Annotated in this window: 17 protein-coding genes and 2 other annotated features; of the genes, 3 read left to right on the forward strand and 14 right to left on the reverse strand. The window is 40.8% G+C overall.

The genetic code is table 11. The annotated features are described in order from the left end of the window. Positions 1–17: 17 nt before the first annotated feature. The 3 genes from pheT to ACIQCE_RS11015 all read right to left on the reverse strand — a co-directional run bounded on the left by pheT (position 18) and on the right by ACIQCE_RS11015 (position 4595). Positions 18–2432: a phenylalanine--tRNA ligase subunit beta gene (pheT, locus tag ACIQCE_RS11005; RefSeq protein ID WP_400495044.1), complete on the reverse strand. Its 2415-nt coding sequence runs from the start codon at positions 2430–2432 to the stop codon at positions 18–20. A 15-nt stretch (positions 2433–2447) separates the two neighbouring features. Then, positions 2448–3482 carry a phenylalanine--tRNA ligase subunit alpha gene (gene pheS, locus ACIQCE_RS11010; protein WP_400495045.1) on the reverse strand — a complete coding sequence of 345 codons (1035 nt, stop codon included), beginning with the start codon at positions 3480–3482 and terminating at the stop codon, positions 2448–2450. Between the two features lie 369 nt (positions 3483–3851). Then, positions 3852–4595, reverse strand: a complete 744-nt coding sequence (locus ACIQCE_RS11015) for a TrmH family RNA methyltransferase (protein ID WP_400495046.1) — start codon at positions 4593–4595, stop codon at positions 3852–3854. Between the two features lie 114 nt (positions 4596–4709). Here ACIQCE_RS11015 and sspI point away from each other — a divergent pair, with 114 nt between their 5' ends. Further along, complete coding sequence (gene sspI, locus ACIQCE_RS11020) at positions 4710–4925, forward strand: small acid-soluble spore protein SspI (protein ID WP_353854994.1); 216 nt, start codon at positions 4710–4712, stop codon at positions 4923–4925. Positions 4926–4969: 44 nt separating this feature from the next. Here sspI and cstA read toward each other — a convergent pair whose 3' ends face one another. Both cstA and ACIQCE_RS11030 read right to left on the reverse strand, forming a co-directional pair. Continuing rightward, a complete protein-coding gene (gene cstA, locus ACIQCE_RS11025) occupies positions 4970–6766 on the reverse strand; it encodes a carbon starvation protein CstA (RefSeq protein WP_400495047.1) in 1797 nt (598 codons plus the stop codon). 402 nt (positions 6767–7168) lie between these two features. Beyond that, positions 7169–8257, reverse strand: coding sequence for a M42 family metallopeptidase (locus ACIQCE_RS11030; RefSeq protein WP_400495048.1), 1089 nt, complete (start codon positions 8255–8257; stop codon positions 7169–7171). A 178-nt stretch (positions 8258–8435) separates the two neighbouring features. Here ACIQCE_RS11030 and ACIQCE_RS11035 point away from each other — a divergent pair, with 178 nt between their 5' ends. After that, entirely contained in the window at positions 8436–8837 is a 402-nt protein-coding gene (locus ACIQCE_RS11035; protein WP_400495049.1) for a sigma-w pathway protein ysdB, read from the forward strand. 21 nt (positions 8838–8858) lie between these two features. Here ACIQCE_RS11035 and ACIQCE_RS11040 read toward each other — a convergent pair whose 3' ends face one another. From ACIQCE_RS11040 to infC, 4 genes are all read right to left on the reverse strand, one after another. Beyond that, on the reverse strand, positions 8859–9125 hold the full coding sequence (locus tag ACIQCE_RS11040) for a DUF1294 domain-containing protein (RefSeq protein ID WP_400495050.1): 267 nt from the start codon (positions 9123–9125) through the stop codon (positions 8859–8861). Positions 9126–9189: 64 nt separating this feature from the next. Beyond that, positions 9190–9549, reverse strand: coding sequence for a 50S ribosomal protein L20 (gene rplT / locus ACIQCE_RS11045; RefSeq protein ID WP_353854990.1), 360 nt, complete (start codon positions 9547–9549; stop codon positions 9190–9192). Between the two features lie 31 nt (positions 9550–9580). After that, positions 9581–9781 carry a 50S ribosomal protein L35 gene (gene rpmI / locus ACIQCE_RS11050; RefSeq protein ID WP_003216324.1) on the reverse strand — a complete coding sequence of 67 codons (201 nt, stop codon included), beginning with the start codon at positions 9779–9781 and terminating at the stop codon, positions 9581–9583. 24 nt (positions 9782–9805) lie between these two features. Next, positions 9806–10321 (reverse strand): translation initiation factor IF-3, encoded by a 516-nt coding sequence (gene infC / locus ACIQCE_RS11055; protein WP_353856724.1) that lies wholly within the window; start codon positions 10319–10321, stop codon positions 9806–9808. Between the two features lie 71 nt (positions 10322–10392). Next, positions 10393–10524, reverse strand: a sequence feature (ribosomal protein L20 leader region). Between the two features lie 440 nt (positions 10525–10964). Between infC and ACIQCE_RS11060 the strand changes: the two genes are divergently transcribed. Further along, on the forward strand, positions 10965–11744 hold the full coding sequence (locus tag ACIQCE_RS11060) for an HAD family hydrolase (RefSeq protein ID WP_400495051.1): 780 nt from the start codon (positions 10965–10967) through the stop codon (positions 11742–11744). A 633-nt stretch (positions 11745–12377) separates the two neighbouring features. Here the strand turns inward: ACIQCE_RS11060 and thrS are convergent. The 5 genes from thrS to dnaB form a co-directional block, all read right to left on the reverse strand. Further along, entirely contained in the window at positions 12378–14318 is a 1941-nt protein-coding gene (gene thrS / locus ACIQCE_RS11065) for a threonine--tRNA ligase (protein ID WP_400495052.1), read from the reverse strand. Between the two features lie 44 nt (positions 14319–14362). Continuing rightward, positions 14363–14611, reverse strand: a binding site (T-box leader). Between the two features lie 43 nt (positions 14612–14654). Further along, positions 14655–15524: a putative sporulation protein YtxC gene (gene ytxC / locus ACIQCE_RS11070; RefSeq protein WP_400495053.1), complete on the reverse strand. Its 870-nt coding sequence runs from the start codon at positions 15522–15524 to the stop codon at positions 14655–14657. Between the two features lie 60 nt (positions 15525–15584). After that, entirely contained in the window at positions 15585–16217 is a 633-nt protein-coding gene (locus ACIQCE_RS11075) for a TVP38/TMEM64 family protein (RefSeq protein ID WP_400495054.1), read from the reverse strand. 33 nt (positions 16218–16250) lie between these two features. Next, complete coding sequence (gene dnaI, locus ACIQCE_RS11080) at positions 16251–17180, reverse strand: primosomal protein DnaI (RefSeq protein WP_353854984.1); 930 nt, start codon at positions 17178–17180, stop codon at positions 16251–16253. 17 nt (positions 17181–17197) lie between these two features. Next, on the reverse strand, positions 17198–18622 hold the full coding sequence (gene dnaB / locus ACIQCE_RS11085) for a replicative helicase loading/DNA remodeling protein DnaB (protein ID WP_400495055.1): 1425 nt from the start codon (positions 18620–18622) through the stop codon (positions 17198–17200). Between the last annotated feature and the right edge of the window lie 78 nt (positions 18623–18700).

Below are 18700 nucleotides of genomic sequence, written 5' to 3' on the forward strand. Positions count from 1 at the left end.
CTACAGCTCCTTTTTCATTATCCACGTAAGACGGCTTGATACGTATCTTCTAGTGCTTTTAATACCTTTGTATGAACGGCTGTCACTTCTTCTTCTGTTAATGTTTGGTCTGGGTTTAAATATTGCAGAGAAAAAGCAACGGATTTCTTTCCTTCTTCCATATGCTCACCTTCATACACATCAAAGACTGAAAGATCGGTAAGCAAACTGCCACCCGCTTCATAAATAACCCGTTCCAACTGTCCGCTTGAAATATGCTGATCTACGACAAGGGCAATATCTCTTGTTACAGCTGGGAATCTCGGAATGGCTTTATATTTCATACTCTCTGTTTCAGCCGTTATAACATCCGTTAAATCCAATTCAAAGACATATGTTTCTTTTAAGTCTAATTCCTTTTCAACCACCGGATGAAGCTCAGCAACAAAACCGATGACCTTTCCATTTAAGTGAACATCTGCTGTACGTCCTGGATGAAGACCTTCACGCTCTGCTTGAACATATGTGATTTGATCTGATACACCAAGCTTTTCAAACAGCCCTTCAGTAATCCCCTTTGCTACATAAAAATCAACAGCTTTCTTCTCCCCCTGCCAAAGATTTTTATGCCATAAGCCTGTAATAGCACCAGCAACATGCTCTTTCTCTATTGGCTTTGCGCCTTCGTCTTCTGCTAGGAAAACAGAACCTGTCTCATAAAGTCCGAATGAATCAGCCTGTCTTGCCAAGTTATAAGCGACAGAATCGAGTAAGTTCGGAAGAAGACTCTGTCTTAATACACTTCGCTCTTCACTCATTGGAAGAGATAGTTTCGTTTGATAAGCTGGGTGCAGAGCAAAAGCTGTTGACTTGTGCTGATTCGTTAATGAATACGTAATCGCTTGCGAGAGCCCTGCACCCTCTAAGAAACGTCTGACCTTTCTGCGTTTCACTTGGTATCGTGTAAGACCGCCAACGGTTCCACCTGTAGCAGGAAGTGTAGAGGGAATATTATCGTAACCATATAAACGAGCCACTTCCTCAATTAAGTCTTCTTCAATGGTAATATCCATTCTGCGAGAAGGGACCGTAACGACAAGAACATCGTTTGATTCTCCAACTGCAAAGCCAAGTTTGTTGAAAATATGAATCATCTCTTCTTTTGAAATGTTCATTCCAAGCACTTTGTTCACACGTTCAGTGGATACATGAATGACATTCATTTTCGCTTCTATGTGATTTTCCTCCACAGTTCCACTAAGCACTTCACCGCCTGCATAGACACTGATCAATTGCGCCGCTCTCTCTGCTGCCGGTTTCACACGTTGCGGATCTAACCCTTTTTCAAAACGTGTACTTGATTCACTGCGAAGTCCTAAGTCTCTAGATGCTTGACGAACCGTTTGACCGTTAAAGTAAGCAGCTTCTAATAAAATCGTTGTCGTCTCATCATGCACCTCCGATTCAAAACCTCCCATCACACCTGCTACAGCGTGAGCCTTTGAGCCGTTTGTAATAACAAGGTGCTCAGATGACAATGTACGTTCTTGGGTATCTAATGTTTGAATGACTTCGCCTTCAGCGGCCTTGCGCACAACTACCTTCTTAGAATCAAACCGGTCATAATCAAATGCATGAAGTGGCTGACCATATTCAAGCAAGACAAAATTCGTAATATCCACTACGTTGTTAATAGGACGAATACCTGCATTCATGAGTCTTGTTTGTATCCATAATGGTGCAGGTCCAATCTTCACATTTTTAATGATTTTTGCTGCATAAAGAGGATTCGCCTCTTGATCATCAATTTGCACAGAAATGTAGTCTGCTGCTTTTTCTGTTGAAGATTGATATATCGTGTCAGGCAGTTTGACATCACGACCTAGAATGGCCGCAACTTCATAGGCAACACCAAGCATATTCAGTGCATCAGCACGGTTCGGTGTTAAACCAAGCTCCAGCACAGCATCATCTAATTGAAGTGCCTGAAGTGCATCAGCTCCTGGCTGAACATCATTTGGGAACACAAAAATGCCGTCTGCATATTCCTTTGGTACGAGTTTACTTTCCACTCCTAATTCTTGCAGTGAACAAATCATCCCATGAGACTCTTCACCGCGCAGTTTTGCTTTTTTTATTTTAAAATTGCCAGGAAGGACAGCGCCAACAGTAGCTACCGCCACATACTGTCCTTTATCGACATTAGGAGCCCCGCATATAATTTGTACAGGTGCTTCTTCACCGATATCGACAAGACATTTATTTAATTTATCAGCATTAGGGTGCTGTTCACACTCGATCACGTGACCGACAACCACACCTTTCATGCCTTCACCTTTATACTCAACCGCCTCTACTTCAATTCCGCTTCTTGTGATTTTTTCTGCTAATTCAGCCGGCTGAATGCCTTCTAAATCTACATAGTCTTCTAACCATTTATATGAAACAAACATGATGATTTCCTCCCCTTAGTCCTGCTTAAATTGCTTTATGAATCTAATATCATTTGTGTAGAAATGGCGAATATCATCGATACCGTATTTCAGCATCGCAATACGTTCAACGCCCATTCCAAAAGCAAAACCTTGATAAATATTTGGATCAAATCCGCTCATTTTAAGTACATTCGGGTGAACCATACCAGCACCTAAAATTTCAATCCAGCCTGTCCCTTTACATACTGAACAGCCTTTACTTCCACATTTAAAGCATGAAACGTCAACTTCAACAGATGGTTCTGTAAATGGGAAAAAGCTTGGGCGCAATCTAATTTCACGATCTTCACCAAACATCTTTTTGGCAACTGTCTCTAACGTTCCTTTTAAGTCACTCATGCTAATATTGTGATCAACAACAAGCCCTTCGATTTGCATGAATTGATGTGAATGGGTTGCATCATCACTGTCTCTTCTATATACCTTACCAGGGCAGATCATCTTCACAGGACCTTGGCCTTTATATTTCTCAAGTGTACGTGCTTGGACTGGAGAGGTTTGTGTTCTCATCAGCGTATCTTCAGTAATGTAGAAACTATCCTGCATATCACGCGCAGGGTGTTCCTTTGGAAGGTTCAATGCCTCAAAGTTATAATAATCCGTTTCAACCTCAGGACCTTCCTCTACGGTATAGCCCATCCCGATCAATAAATCTTCAATATCCTCTACAACAATCGTTAGTGGATGTCTTGCCCCCATTTTAATTGGACTTGCCGGCAATGTGACATCAATCGTTTGGGAAGCTAGCTGTTTTTTTACTTCTTCAGCTTCCAGTTGTTCGTTTTTTTCAGCAATTGCATTTGCAATACGCTCTCTTACTTCGTTTGCGAGTGCGCCCATTTTCGGTCTTTCATCAGCGGAGAGCTTTCCCATTCCACGAAGTACTTCTGTGATGGGTCCTTTTTTCCCTAAATATTGAACACGAATATCATTTACCTCTTTGAGTGAGCCGGCTGCTTCTACCTTCGCTACCGCCTCTTGTTCTAGCTGTTTTAACGTTTCTTGCATAAATGTCATCCTCCTTTTGATATACGAAGCCGTCTGGATAAACGACCGTTTTATTCCGAAGACAATAAAAAAACCCGCCCCTAATGATAGAAGGGACGAGTTGTGGTCGCGGTACCACCCTTTTTAGGCACAAATGTGCCGATAAGCTTCATTGACATAACGGAATCGAACGAATCCGGTTCACCTTTACGCAAAAATGACGGTCCCGGTGACAACTCCAGAGGTGAATTCCTGCTTCAGCATTCCTTAAATGCACTTTCAGTCTACGATGCATTCTCCCTAGAAGGCAGCTTATTGAAACAATCTTCCTCTATCATGGTTTTTAAAATATTAGTTTTATTATAGTGAAATTCAGTAGATGATGCAATACTATCCACGTAAATGATAGACAAGAACCGCAGCAGCGATGGCGACATTTAATGATTCTGCTTTCCCATACATAGGAACATATAGATTTTGATCCGTCATTTGTAGTATCTCTGGATTGATGCCAGCACCTTCATTGCCAACAATCAGCGCAAACGGACCTTTTCCCGTCACGTTTTTATATTCTTTCGCATCACTCAAGGCACTTCCGTATACCGGTATCCTCTGCTCCTTTAACGCTGGAATCGCCTTTTGAAGTGTTTGTTTCAAAATAGGAAGATGAAAATGAGATCCTTGTGCTGAGCGCAGCGTTTTCCCGTTAAAGGCATCTACGGTTCCATCTCCTAAAATAACCGCATCTAGACCGGCAGCGTCCGCTGTACGAATCAATGTGCCTACATTTCCTGGGTCCTGAACTGCATCTAAAAGTAGAATTCTCTCATACGTCTTTTCCTCAAATACAGGAACTGTACAAACTGCTGCAATGTGCTGTGGCGTTTCTGTCTCTGTCATTGCAGAGAAAGCCTCTTCACTCAGCTCATACAGTGTAATGTCGGGTTGAATGTCTGCTGGCAGCATGTCAGGGGTCGTCACCATTAATTCCTTCACAACCCCGCTTTTTAATGCTTCCTCTACTAAATGCTTCCCCTCAACTAGGAATTGTCCTGTTTTTGTTCGTTCTTTTTTTGTGTGCAACTTTTTCCATTGTTTAATGTTTGTGTTTTTTGCTGATTCGATATATTTCAAAAGATTTTAACTCCTTTAAGCATCTTGAATTTATTATATCTCATGCACACTACATAATAAACCTGTCATTGAGACAGAATAGGGCTATTACTATTAAAAAAGGAGTGTGGGTCAATGGATTTTAACTTAAGAGGTGCAGTCATTCAAAACATCACTGGGCATAACCAAGAGCAGCTTGAACAAACAATCTTAGATGCCATTCAAAGTGGAGAGGAAAAAATGCTACCGGGCCTTGGCGTTTTGTTCGAGGTGCTATGGAAAGAGGCGTCAGATAACGAAAAAAATGATATCCTTGAAACATTAGAACAAGGCTTAAAACCTCAGCATTAAAAAAATGCGGCTTGCTCTACAATGAGCAGGCCGCATTTTTTGGCTTAACTAGATATCGGTACCTCCATTCGCATTGCCGGATCACGCCAAATGTCGAACCATTTTTTAATGGCAAACACGATAATGACCAATCCTAAAATAAGCATAATCATCGACAAGACCGCATTCAACACACTGTAACCGGAAGCTTTCGGATTTAAATACACATTCGCCACCATCCAGTATCCTGCATAATTGACCGTCACGTATAAGTACGCGAGCGGGATTAAACAAGTCAGCATATACCGTCTTTTATCAGCAATTTTCAATACAACAGTTGCGCCAATAATTAAACCAATCGAGGCCATTAGCTGATTTGATACACCAAACAGCGCCCAAATTGACCCAATGTCCCCTGAGTAAAGCAAGTATCCCCACATGAAGCAGGCAAGCGCACTTGCAAACACTGATCCAGGTACCCAGTCATTGCGTTTGAGCGGTTTATACGCCTCTCCGAAGAAATCTTGAATTAAATATCGTGCAACACGAGTTCCTGCATCAATGGCTGTTAAAATAAAGACAGCTTCAAACATAATGACAAATTGGAAGAAATAAGACGCCAAGTGGCTAAAGAATGGAATCCCAGTAAAGATGTATGCCATACCTACAGCTAATGTAACAGCTCCCCCAGTTCTCCCTTCTAAATCTAGCCCAATTTCCTTACTGAGCTGCGGAAGGTTTTCGACACTCATACCGAGCGTTCGGAAAACCTCTGGTGTACTATTAATCGCAAAATAATCCCCTGGATGAAGGGCAGTGGCTGCAATTAACGCCATGATTCCTACCAAACATTCAACGAGCATCGCTCCAAACGCTACAGGTTTCATATCACTCCAGCGGTCTAGCATCTTCGGCGTTGTCCCTGATCCAACGAATGCATGAAAACCGGAAATGGCTCCACAAGCAATCGTAATTGAAATAAAAGGCCACACTGGACCTACTAAGACAGGCCCCCCGCCATTTACAAACTCTGTAAATGCCGGAAATTGAATCGACGGATTGACCACAAAGATTCCTACAATGAGTGCAATAAACACACCGATTTTCATGAAACTACTTAAATAGTCCCTTGGCGCCAATAGCAGCCAAACCGGAAGTGCCGCAGCAAAGAAAGCATAAATCGGTAGTGCCAATGCAAGCGTTTTTGTATCAAGTGTTAACACATCACCAAGTACCGTCCCTTGAATATTCGGTCCAAGGAAAACACCCAGCATCAACAACATAAATCCAGCGGATGTTGCAAGCTTTAAATTGCCGGTTTTTTTGTAATAAAGACCTACCCCCATTGCAATCGGAATGGTGATCCCTACTGCAAATGTCCCCCAAGGATTTCGTTCTAGCGCATGAAGCACGACCATTGACAGCCCTGCCATTGTAATCGTGATAATAAATAGCATAGCGAGCCCTGTACAAAACCCCGCAACAGGCCCTAGTTCTTCTTTTGCTACCTCTGAAAGTGATTTTCCCTTTTTTCGCATGGAAGCAAATAAAACGACAAGATCATGCACAGCTCCTCCAATAACAGCTCCTATTAAAAGCCAAAGAAGCCCTGGTAAATATCCAAATTGCGCCGCTAAAATTGGTCCAACAAGCGGACCAGCAGCTGCAATAGCAGCAAAGTGATGACCAAAAGCGACCCATTTATTTGTTGGAACATAATCTTTTCCATCCTCAAGTGTATGAGCGGGTGTAGGATGATCGTCTGTCACCTTTAATACTTTGACCATCATAAATGTGCCATATAGCCGATAAGCAATTGCTAAAATACACATAGATCCTATTACAATTGTAACCGCATTCATTTAACCATCCCCTTTATGAAAACCATTTGTAACAAATATAACATGAATTAATTGATTTTTCTTTTGTTTTAAAACATAGTTGACAAATAGGAATAGTTGTTTTAATCTAGATTTAGCTTCACCTACTTCCATAAAATCTCTTTTGGCAGAGCCGTCTTTAAGCTCTGTCCTTTTTATTGATATCTTACAAAAATAAAGGAATGATCACATCTGCATTTAGTAACTAGATGTTCCCAAAATCCTCTCTCAGAAAATGGGTCATTAGATCAATATCCTCTCTTTCATTTTAAAAAAATAGGTCTTATGAATCAATATAAAAAAGATTATATAGAATGAGTTCATTTCCTGGGAAATGAACTCCTAAACAAAAACCTTTCCCCATTATGAGGAAAGTTGTAAACATTAAGAGCCGTAAGTAATATGCTCGACTGTTTTTTTGTCAAGTCTTTTAATCACTTCTGTTAAAAGCTTCACTGCGTTTTCATAATCATCACGGTGAATCATTGCTGCATGAGTATGAATATATCTGCTTGGAATACCGATTGAAAGAGATGGTACACCATGACCTGTTAAATGGATACCGCCAGCATCAGTTCCTCCGCCAGGCACTGAATCATATTGGTAAGGTATGCTCAATTCATCTGCTGTCTGGACAACAAATTCACGCAGCCCTTTATGAGAAATCATAGAAGCATCAAACACAACGATTGTTGGTCCTTTGCCAAGCTTGCTTGTCGCTTCTTTTTCTGTGATACCCGGCGTATCTCCTGCTACACCGACATCAATGGCAAATCCAATATCAGGCTGGATGGTTGAAGCTGCTGTTTTTGCTCCACGTATTCCCACTTCTTCTTGAACTGTTGCAACACTGTAAGCAATATTCTCATGCTGAGACTCATGCAAATTCTTCATGACTTCAATGGCAACAGCACAGCCTATACGGTTATCCCATGCTTTGGCAAGCAGCAACTTTTCATCATTCATCACGGTAAACTCAAAGTAAGGCACAATTTGATCTCCAGGCAGTACACCCCACTCCATGGCCTGCTCTTTGCTTGAAGCACCAATATCAATAAACATATCCTTGACTTCTATTGGTTTTTTACGTGCTTCTCGTGACAGAACATGTGGTGGTTTAGAACCAATAACGCCTGTGATATCCCCTTTTTTTGTCACAATGGTCACACGCTGTGCCAGCATCACCTGTGACCACCAGCCGCCGACCGTTTGAAAGCGAATAAAGCCCTTATCATCGATTTTTGTCACCATGAATCCAACTTCATCTAAGTGACCGGCCAGCATGATTTTAGGACCGTTTGCATTTCCTTCCTTTTTAGCAATGAGGCTGCCAAGGCGGTCTGAAGAGACTTCATCTGCGTATGATTCTATGTATGTCTGCATGACTTTTTTGACATCACGTTCATTTCCCGGAATACCTTTTGCGTCCGTTAGGGCTTTGAGCATAGTTAACGTTTGATCTAGCTTTGTCATTCCATTCATCCTCCTTAATCTTCGTGGTGCATTCTTATTATACAGAACCTCTTTCGTTCAATACGATCTTTTTACGAATATTTTTTCGTTTAACGAAATATTATTCAAAAAAAGTTGAAACCTTTTGTTCTCTTCATTCGTATTACATCAGATAACGGTATTGGAGGTGCATCCTGTCATGTTTGTGATCCTCATTAGACTTGCTCTTGTTGCACTGCTTGTCTATATTTTCTACATGGCGGTAAAATTCTTTTCAAATCCGAGAAGAAAACTGAAACAAGCACAATTAAAAGAAGGTTTTTATTTTATGGACGAACAACACAATGCACGCAAAAATTTTAATTTCGTCTATAAAGGTGTCTTGTTTGAAGGGGAGAAACATGTTCCTTCTAAAGATCATCCTCTTTTTGTCCACTCCATTTACGTTTGGACGGAGTCGCCTGAGAAGCTAAGTGAATTTACATTAGAAGACTTTGAAAAAATTGAGAAGAACATTGTTGAACGATATCCTCAAACAAAAATTGACTGGGATCAGCCCATCAAAAAAATTAAACAAAAAAAAGGAGCAGACACGCCATAATAACGGCGTCTGCTCTTTTTTTCAGCTTATATACAGATACCCTAATAGAATAGACTGAAGGACAATTAAAGCAGGAATACCTATTTGAAAGGCAGCATGCTTTGTTTTATGACGAAAATACTGCATACCAAGAAACGATCCGGCAGCCCCAAAAAGCAGAGCAGCACACCATAAGTGAGCCTCTGAAATACGCCATTTATGCGCTTTTGCTCGGCGTTTATCCTCTCCCATGAGAAAAAACGAATAGCCGTTGACGATCATAAGAAGCAGTATCATTCCTATGTTCATTCATTTCACCTCACATGATGAGAAAAAAAGATCACCCCTCGAAGGAATGATCTTTTGATGCGGCTCACTTGTCTAATTGTGCCTTTGCAGTATCAGCAAGCTGATTGAATGCGTTTAGGTCATTCACAGCAAGGTCAGCGAGCATTTTGCGGTTGACTTCGATACCAGAAAGCTTTAAGCCATGCATTAAACGGCTGTAAGAAAGACCGTTCATACGAGCTGCAGCATTAATACGAGTAATCCACAGTTTACGGAAGTCACGTTTTTTCTGACGACGGTCACGGAAAGCGTAGTTTCCAGATTTCATGACCTGCTGGTTTGCTACTTTGTATAATCTATGTTTTGAACCGAAATAACCTTTTGCTAATTTAAGAACCTTTTTACGACGCTGACGCGACACAGTTCCGCCTTTTACTCTTGGCATTGTATTTCCCTCCTATAATTCCAATTCCAAATTACTTAATGTTTGCAAGTTGTTGTTTGATGCGTTTGAAATCTCCAGCACTTACGATGGCACTCTTACGCAATTTACGTTTTTGCTTAGTTGATTTGTTTGCGAACAAGTGACTTGTATACGCATGAGAACGTTTAAGTTTACCGGAACCTGTTTTTTTGAAACGTTTAGCAGATCCGCGGTGAGTTTTCATTTTTGGCATTGGATGTTTCCTCCCTCTGTTACTTTACTTTTCGACTTTTGGTGCAAGCATAAGGAACATGCTACGTCCGTCCATCTTAGGCTTTGTTTCTACCGTTGCTACTTCAGCACAAGCTTCAGAGAAACGGTCTAACACGCGCTGCCCGATTTCTTTATGCGTAATCGCACGCCCTTTAAAGCGGATAGAAGCTTTCACTTTATCTCCCTTTTCAAGGAATTTGATTGCGCTACGAAGCTTTGTGTTAAAATCATGTTCATCAATTGTCGGGCTCAACCGAACTTCTTTTAAGCTAATGATTTTCTGATTCTTACGTGCCTCTTTGTCCTTCTTCTGTTGTTCGAATCGGAACTTACCATAGTCCATAATTCGGCAAACAGGTGGTTTTGCATTTGCAGCAACTAACACAAGGTCAAGATTTGCTTTCGCAGCAATCTCCAGAGCTTCCTGACGAGATTTAATACCAAGCTGATCGCCATTTTGTCCGATCAAACGAACTTCACGCGCACGAATACCTTCATTAACTAATTGATCTTTGCTAATAGTGAGCCACCTCCATGAGATTTTGAATTGAGTTCACAATTCATTTTGACCATTTCGTTGTATGTTTTACAGGCAAACAAAAAGTGTGGGCATATAAAACACCCACACTTCGAACATCTGCATGAAAAAGTAAATGTACGGTCAACCTGCCAACTACAAACATGTGTCAATCAGGTGAGAAGCGGGTGCTTCTGCTTGTGATATCTATTCAATTCGTTACCTATTCTACACAATTTTCATTTGTTCGTCAAGTAATCGAACGCTTGAAACAACTTTTTCATTTTAGCATGATATGACGATTAGGGCAAGAACTTTTCAATCCATCATTTTATATAAAGAATTGGGTTGAATAATCACTTTGACGACTCCCATGTCAACGACGGCGATACTATGCCGCTTCAACTTCTCCCATCTCTCTCCCAAATAATACACAAGAGGATAACCGAATGTGTCAGACGATAACTGTTATAGGACACCCCAATGAATGTCCAGTCATTTCACTACCTTCTGACCTATCATGCTCTGTCAATGATCAAAGATTACGCAAATCTTTTCTTTATTGCCTCCACCTTCTATTGTAAAATGAACATGAGCCTATCACATGCAAATGAAGGTAACTACATACATAACAAGGGAGAAGATCATGAAAGCCGTATTTTTTGATTTAGATGATACTTTGCTTTGGGATGAAAAAAGCATTCACACGACTTTTCAGGAAACATGCCGAGAGGCGGAGAAAAAATATGGACTTGATCCAGAAATGTTTGAACATATCGTACGTGAGGAAGCAAGGAAGCTTTACTCTTCGTATGAAACATATGATTATACTGTCATGATCGGAATTAACCCTTTCGAAGGGCTATGGTCAAACTTTAGTGAACCGATTAGCGAAGGCTTTCAAAAGCTGAACGCCCTTGCACCTGAGTATCGTAAAAATGCTTGGACAAACGGCTTAAAAAAAGCAGGAATTGACGATGAAGCATTTGGGCAATACTTGGCCGACTTCTTTGCGGCAGAACGTAGAAAACGCCCATATGTCTATGAAGAAACGTTTCCTGTTTTGGATCGTCTAAAAGAAAGCTATGAACTACTCCTTTTAACAAATGGAGACCCTAGTCTTCAAAAGGAAAAGCTTGCGGGTGTACCGGAGCTTGCCCCTTATTTTAATGAAATTGTGATCTCCGGAGATTATGGGAAAGGTAAGCCTGATCCTGGCATCTTCGAGCACTGCCTTCAGCTATTAAACTTAACAAAAGACGACGTCATCATGGTTGGAGATAACCCGAAAACAGATATTCTCGGTGCCTCTCGTGCAGGTATTCAAACCGTTTGGATTAATCGTCATAACAAGAAAAATGAAACAGATGTCACGCCTGATTACGAAATCAAAAACTTACACGAATTGTTTGATATATTAAAGTAGATCAATATTGAAAACACCCTTCTTTTAAAGACAGGGTGCTTTTTGCATCAAACTAACTCATCCTTTATTTAGATCTGTAGTATGCGGGGGATGTACAGCGGGTTAAAAAGAAAATAAATGCTGAACAGAGATTTGGTCAAAATAGGAAAGATGATGATAAGATTTCCAATGAAGCTTTTGAAGTTGTAGCTTATTGGCATCTTGGTATTAAAATTACATAGTTTAATATCTTTACTTGTATTTAGAAATCAATAAGAATGACTAGGAGGTCTCATAAAGAAATTTTTGGTTGGTGTCAAATTTAATTTTTTCTATAATAGTCTTTTTATTTTTTGTACTGGTGAATGACTTTTAAAAGATTTAAGGATTATAAAACCAAATGTCATCTCCCTTATGAAAAAATCATCTGGAGGTTTATTTATAAAGAAGTGTGAATGTTCCAATGCACGAATAATGGCTGATTGCTCCATTACTTGTGTGAATGGCTACTCCATGTTTGATTTATCGCTCTCATTCCCCCTTTTACTATCTAAATGAATCATTCAATGATCTAGTTCACATCATAAAATGTTGATCTCAATTAAAAAAGCCAAGGATCTCATAAAGAGATCGCCGGCTTTAGATCAACAGTCATTATTTTTTCGCTTCTGCTACCGCATGTTTCACAAAAGCTTCAAGATCCATTGTTTCTGAATCTTGCTCACCATATTTTCTTACGTTGACAGCGCCGCTTTCTGCTTCTTGATCACCGACCACAAGCATGTACGGAATCTTTTGCATCTGCGCTTCTCTAATTTTATAACCAATTTTTTCATCACGACTATCAAGCTCAACACGTAAGCCTTCAAGCTGCAAGCGTTCTTGCACTTTTTTCGCATAGTCTAGATGAACAGATGGTGAAACGGGGATGACTTGGAATTGTACAGGTGCCAGCCATGTTGGAAGGGCTCCTTTGTATTCTTCAATTAAGAAGGCAACGAAGCGCTCCATTGTGGAGACGACCCCTCTATGAATAACGACTGGACGATGGTGCTTTCCATCTTCTCCGATATATGTGAGATCGAAGCGCTCTGGAAGTAAGAAATCAAGCTGTACAGTGGACAACGTCTCTTCTTTGCCAAGTGCTGTTTTGACCTGTACATCTAGCTTCGGTCCATAAAATGCCGCTTCGCCTTCTGCTTCATAGTAGTCATGACCAAGCTCGTCCATTGCATCCTTTAGCATAGACTGTGCTTTATTCCACATTGCATCATCGTCGAAATACTTCTCAGTATCTTCTGGATCACGGTAAGATAAGCGGAATGTGTAGTCATTTAAGCCGAAATCTTGATACACTTCTTCAATTAAGCGAACTGTACGGATGAACTCGTCTTTGATTTGATCTGGACGGACAAAGATATGTGCATCGTTTAATGTCATACCGCGAACACGCTGAAGTCCAGATAGTGCACCTGACATTTCATAACGGTGCATTGTACCAAGCTCTGCAATACGAATTGGCAATTCACGATAGCTATGCGGTTCATTTTTGTAAATCATCATATGGTGCGGGCAGTTCATTGGACGAAGGACGAGATCTTCATTGTCCATTTCCATAACTGGGAACATATCTTCTTGATAATGCGCCCAGTGTCCAGATGTTTTATACAATTCAACACTCGCAAGGACTGGTGTATACACATGCTCATATCCAAGACGTACTTCTTTATCCACAATGTAACGCTCAATCACGCGGCGAATCGTTGCCCCTTTTGGTAGCCAAAGCGGAAGACCTTGACCTACCTTTTGGGAATTGGCAAATAGTTTCAGCTCTTTTCCAAGTTTACGGTGGTCTCGTTCTTTTGCTTCTTCAAGCAAGCGTAAATAGTCATTTAAATCTTCTTTGTTAAAGAAAGCTGTACCGTAAATGCGCTGAAGCATTTGATTGTTACTGTCACCTCTCCAGTAGGCACCTGCAAGACTTAGCAGTTTGAACTCTTTGATTTTCCCAGTAGATGGCACATGAATACCACGACATAAATCAAAGAACTCTCCTTGCTCATAGATTGTCACGACTTCCCCTTCTGGAATCGCTTCTAAAAGCTCAAGTTTCAATTCATCACCAATTGCTTCAAAGCGTGCTTTCGCTTCTTCTTTTGATACTTCAATCCGCTCGATTGGCAGATTGCTGTTGATGATTTTCTTCATTTCTTTTTCGATTTTTGGTAAATCTTCAGGTGTGATGGCTACATCTAGATCGACATCATAGTAAAAACCATTTTCGATAACAGGACCTACTCCTAATTGTACGTGATGTTCTTTTCCATAAATACGTTTAATTGCCTGCGCTAGTAAATGCGCTGTACTGTGGCGCATGATATCGAGTGCTTCTTCACTTTTATCCGTGATGATCTCAATTGTTCCACTCTCTAATAGCGGCGTACGTAAATCTATTTCTTTGCCGTTCAATTTACCGGCAAGTGCTTTTTTCTTTAGGCCCGGGCTAATTGATGCCGCGATGTCTTCCGTTGTCACTGTTTTGTCAAACTCCTTGACTGTTCCGTCTGGAAATGTAAGTTGAATTTGTTCTGACATCTTTGGTCACTCCTTTTTTTGGCAATATAAAAACCCCGCCCCTGGAAAGGGACGAGGTTGAATAAACGGAATCGTGGTTCCACCCTTTTTCCCGTATTTGCAACTTGCTTTGATATAAGCAAATACGGCTTGCGGTTCTATAACGGGAATTCCCGTCAGCCATTACTAAACAAGTTCACAGCTGATGTTCAAAGGTGGTAAAGCAAATGATCCTCTACTAGGAAGCTTTCAGCCGCGGCTTCCCTCTCTAAAAGCGGGTGTTCATTTGTTCATGTCCTTATCAATACGGTCACAGTATGAAGTTACACCGTATTATAAAACGTTTTTTTGTGAAAATCAAGAAAGCTTTTCATTTTTCTTTTCCCTTTTGTCATGTACGAAGCGAACATTTTGTTCCTTAAAAGCATGTTGCGGAAAAACCTCCACCCTTTCTTGAAAAATATTTTGAATGGTTTGCACCATGGAATGCCCTGTGTCATTTGTGAAAAGGGCAATTTTTTGTGGAGCAATGGATACAAGTGGGGCAATAAGCTGCGAATCAATATACATTGGATGCTCTCTTACGAACTGTCTATCTATGTATTGTTTTTGATCACGCTCTGAAGCGTAGCGAAATTCCCAAATCATCAGGCGGTCCTGATGCACCACATGCACTTTGTCCAGCTTGGGCTGTTTAGCCATCACATAATCACGGAGCGATTGGATAAAGTTTTGATATTCCTGTTCCATTTTGTACTCTTCAATGGCGACCTCTACATAATTCTTTAACTTCTGGTCGTACTCCGAGAGTCTAAATGTCATAAATGAACCAATTGAAAAAACACCCTGCTGTAAAGAGATGGTCTCTAGCTCCTTCTTTAAAAGAGCTTCTCTTGATGGGTCTTGATGAATACCAGGAATATCATCAATATCCCCTTTCATGATGCTATGGGCGATCGAAAGAATTTGGTGCTGCTCTTCCGGATCTTTAAATAAATATGTTTTTTCAAGGATGCTACGCATACGTTCATTTTCTTTGCATTCCAAAAAAAAGTGAAGCAGTAAAGGCCGCACGATGTGCTCAAGTGCTTCTTCTGATTCCTTGGCTTTAATGAAAAGCCGGTCATTACCTTGTTGAATTGAAATGTGATGCCGACTGTCCAAGTGTTCAGCAAGATGTAAAAAAGCGGCGGTATCATATTCATCTTCAAAGATTATTTCAAGCATGTTTGTCCCCCCTAACGACATCTGTTACATATATATGGGGAGATCATAAAAAATAGACGCCTAAAATAAATCAGGCATCTTTCTTTTTAAAATAAGCGGTACAGAGATAAAAATGAGATAAATTAAACAGACAATCACTAAGGCAAAATAGTTGCCACTGACAAAGCTTGAACCGAGTACATTCAACGCGATCGTACCTGGAATCAACCCCAAGAAGGTCGCTGCCACAAAAACACTGTATTTTGCACGAGAAGCTGCGGCCGCATAGCTGACAAAATCAAAATGAATAGGTGCAATTCGCAAGAATAAAATATAAATAAAACCATGCTGCTGAATACGGGACCTGACCGCTTTTAACTGCCGGTTGTTCGATTCACGCTTGTTTGAACGAAAGGTAGAAGCAAGCCAAAAGGACCCTGTTGCTCCTGCTGTTGCACCGACCAAGGCGTAAATCGTCCCGAGTAAGCTGCCGAATGACAGACCTGCTGCTAGTGAGAAGACCGTTACAGGGACAAGAACAAACGGACGAAAGAGTGATAAAAAGAGAAAAACAAAGGGCGCTAGCATTCCAAATTGAAGCACCCAATTCTTCATATCTTTCGGTGACAACTGAAGATGTTGTTTTTTCAGCCACCATAGCGCAGCAATCAGACAGGCAATCACTAGAACGAAAAGCCATTTTCTTTTGTTCATATGATCTTTTCCTCCTTCCGATGACACACGCTTTTATAAATGACGACGATTCTCTCCTTCAAGCAATACAGGCTCAGCCAAATAGATAATTCGCTCCATTAAACGTGCTGCTTTGACCTCTTCTTTCTCTCCACGCTGTGAGTACGTAAAATGATGCTTAAGTTCACTCGGTGAAAAATTGGATGAGAAGAAGGTCGGTAGTTGCTCAGCCATACGATATTGTAAGATGGTTCCTAGCAATTCATCACGCACCCAGCTTGTCATGGACTCTGCCCCAATATCATCCAACATTAAAATAGGAGTCGACTTGACCATATTCAGCTTTTTTTCTAGCGTATGATCTGCTAAAGAATTTTTTAACTCCCTTACAAATTCAGGCACATATACAAGAAGGGATGGGTATTCTTTCACGGCTAGCTGCTGAGCAATTGCTGCAAGAATAAAGGTTTTCCCTACCCCAAATTTACCGTGCAAATATAAGCCTTTTCCCTTGCCAGTCTCATCATAGCTTTCAAGGAATTGACCTACTTTCTGAATAACTTCTTGTCTTCCGACGACGTTCAAATCATCAAATGTTGCTTGCAGTACATTTTGTGGAATGTACATGCTTTTAATAAGCTCTTGCTGCTTTTTCTGTCTGTCCAATTGCAGCTTCACAGGACAGGGCGCATATTCAATATCAATGCTTTGAGCTTTAATTACAAGCTTCGGGTGATACCCATCTAAAAGAGTATTGGCGTTCTCCCCATCTAAGCAGTAAGAACAGCCTTTCGATTGCTGAACATATTCAAAGAGCCGATTCAAGCTACGATTGATCATATCATCATGAATCTCTGCTTGATGCTCTTTTAAAAAGGCTTGCACGTCTTCATCAGATAAGACACTTTCTTTAATTTGATTGTATCTCACACGAAAATCGACACGCCCTTTTAGCTGTTCAAATGAACGACCGATCGGTTTCATCTCCATCTCACCTCACATTAATGTGCATTGTACTTTTTCATATTTTTAAACTGATCTAACAGTTTTTCTTTCTCTCGTTCGAGATCTTCTGTTGACAGATCATCGTTTTGTTTTTTTGTTTTCTGCTCATTGGTTTCATTTTCTTTCATCCATTCAGGCAATTTTTCCTCGCGGATGACTTTTCCTGAACCATATGAACTTCTCTGCTTTTTCTGCTGTGCCCACTCTGTCATTTGTCTGTTCTCTTCTTTGGCAATCTTCATGGCAGCAGCGACCGTTTTGATTTTTTTTCTGACCCAGTGCGAAGCAATTTTTTGCATATACGTTTTGGACAGCTTCATATCTGTTTTTAGCAGTGTATAGTATATGAGAACATTCATGACACCTGGCTCTAGTTTTTGCTCCAGCATGATGTCTTCTACAATTCTTAAGTCTGCATAGGTCGGCTCAATGCCATCTGCGATATCCTTCAGAAGCTCTCTCGGTGAAATGCGATTGAGCTTTTCGATCAGCTTTGCATCAGGCGAATCTGCTGCAGTTTGTTGCAAAGCATCATGACGTAAATGCCTTGGCTGCTTTTGATCAATGAGTTTGGGCGGTTCACCGCTGTATTCAATTTGATACCAGTCTCTCGCCGCTTTTCTTAAATCCTCTATGGAGATCATCTGATCGGGACCACAAGCACCCGCTACGATATTTTGCATTTGTAATGGTGTGATGCCATATACAACGGCTAATTTCTTGATCGTTTCTTTCACTTGCTTCGTCAAAGCTTTTCTTGGAATCATCATGTCAGACATGCCCGCTAACAAAAGATCAAAATCAAAGGAATCATCTGAAAGCGGTGCCGACTGGGCATCCCCCACTGTCACATATTCATAGCCATTTTCAAGCAATGAAGCCTGATTGATTTCTTCTGTCATTTTACGTTCACTTGGCTGCAAAACGTGAAACACTTCTTCAAACGACCGTGAAATGTTCTTTGCTTCTGCAGGCACACTTGGATAAGAAAAATAATCACGAAGCTGCATATATTTCGCTTTTTCTACACGATGGTACAAAAGGACATTCAGCATACCGTCTTGGAAAAACTCATCAGGCCTTAGCGGCGGCACGAGCTCATATGTAAACAGTCTGCCATCTTCTGTCTCTTGTTCATATGTGCGGAGCAGGCCAATCGCTTCAAGCTTCAAACGTTCTTCAAAAATATCATTTAAATTCGTTTGTAGCATCACCATGAGCTGCCGATGAGGCGCAGGTTTTCCCCACATACGGTTCTGCTCTAGTTCTCCCCATAACGTCATGTATAAGCTAAAAGCGGACATGCCAATAAGCGGCTGATATAAAAGAGTGATTAGCTGTCTATCGATGTCACCGAGCAAAGAAGCGCTTTTGACGACATACGGATCGAAGGCTAGCACTTCCTTCCAATGCTCTGTCATATTGCTGATCCTCCCTTATGCGATTGTTTTCATTGTACACTTTTTTTACATTTTACGCTTTACGCAGGAAAAAGAGCA

It is taken from the genome of Bacillus sp. NPDC093026 (genome assembly GCF_044754665.1).
Taxonomy (GTDB): Bacteria; Bacillota; Bacilli; order Bacillales; family Bacillaceae; genus Bacillus; species Bacillus maqinnsis.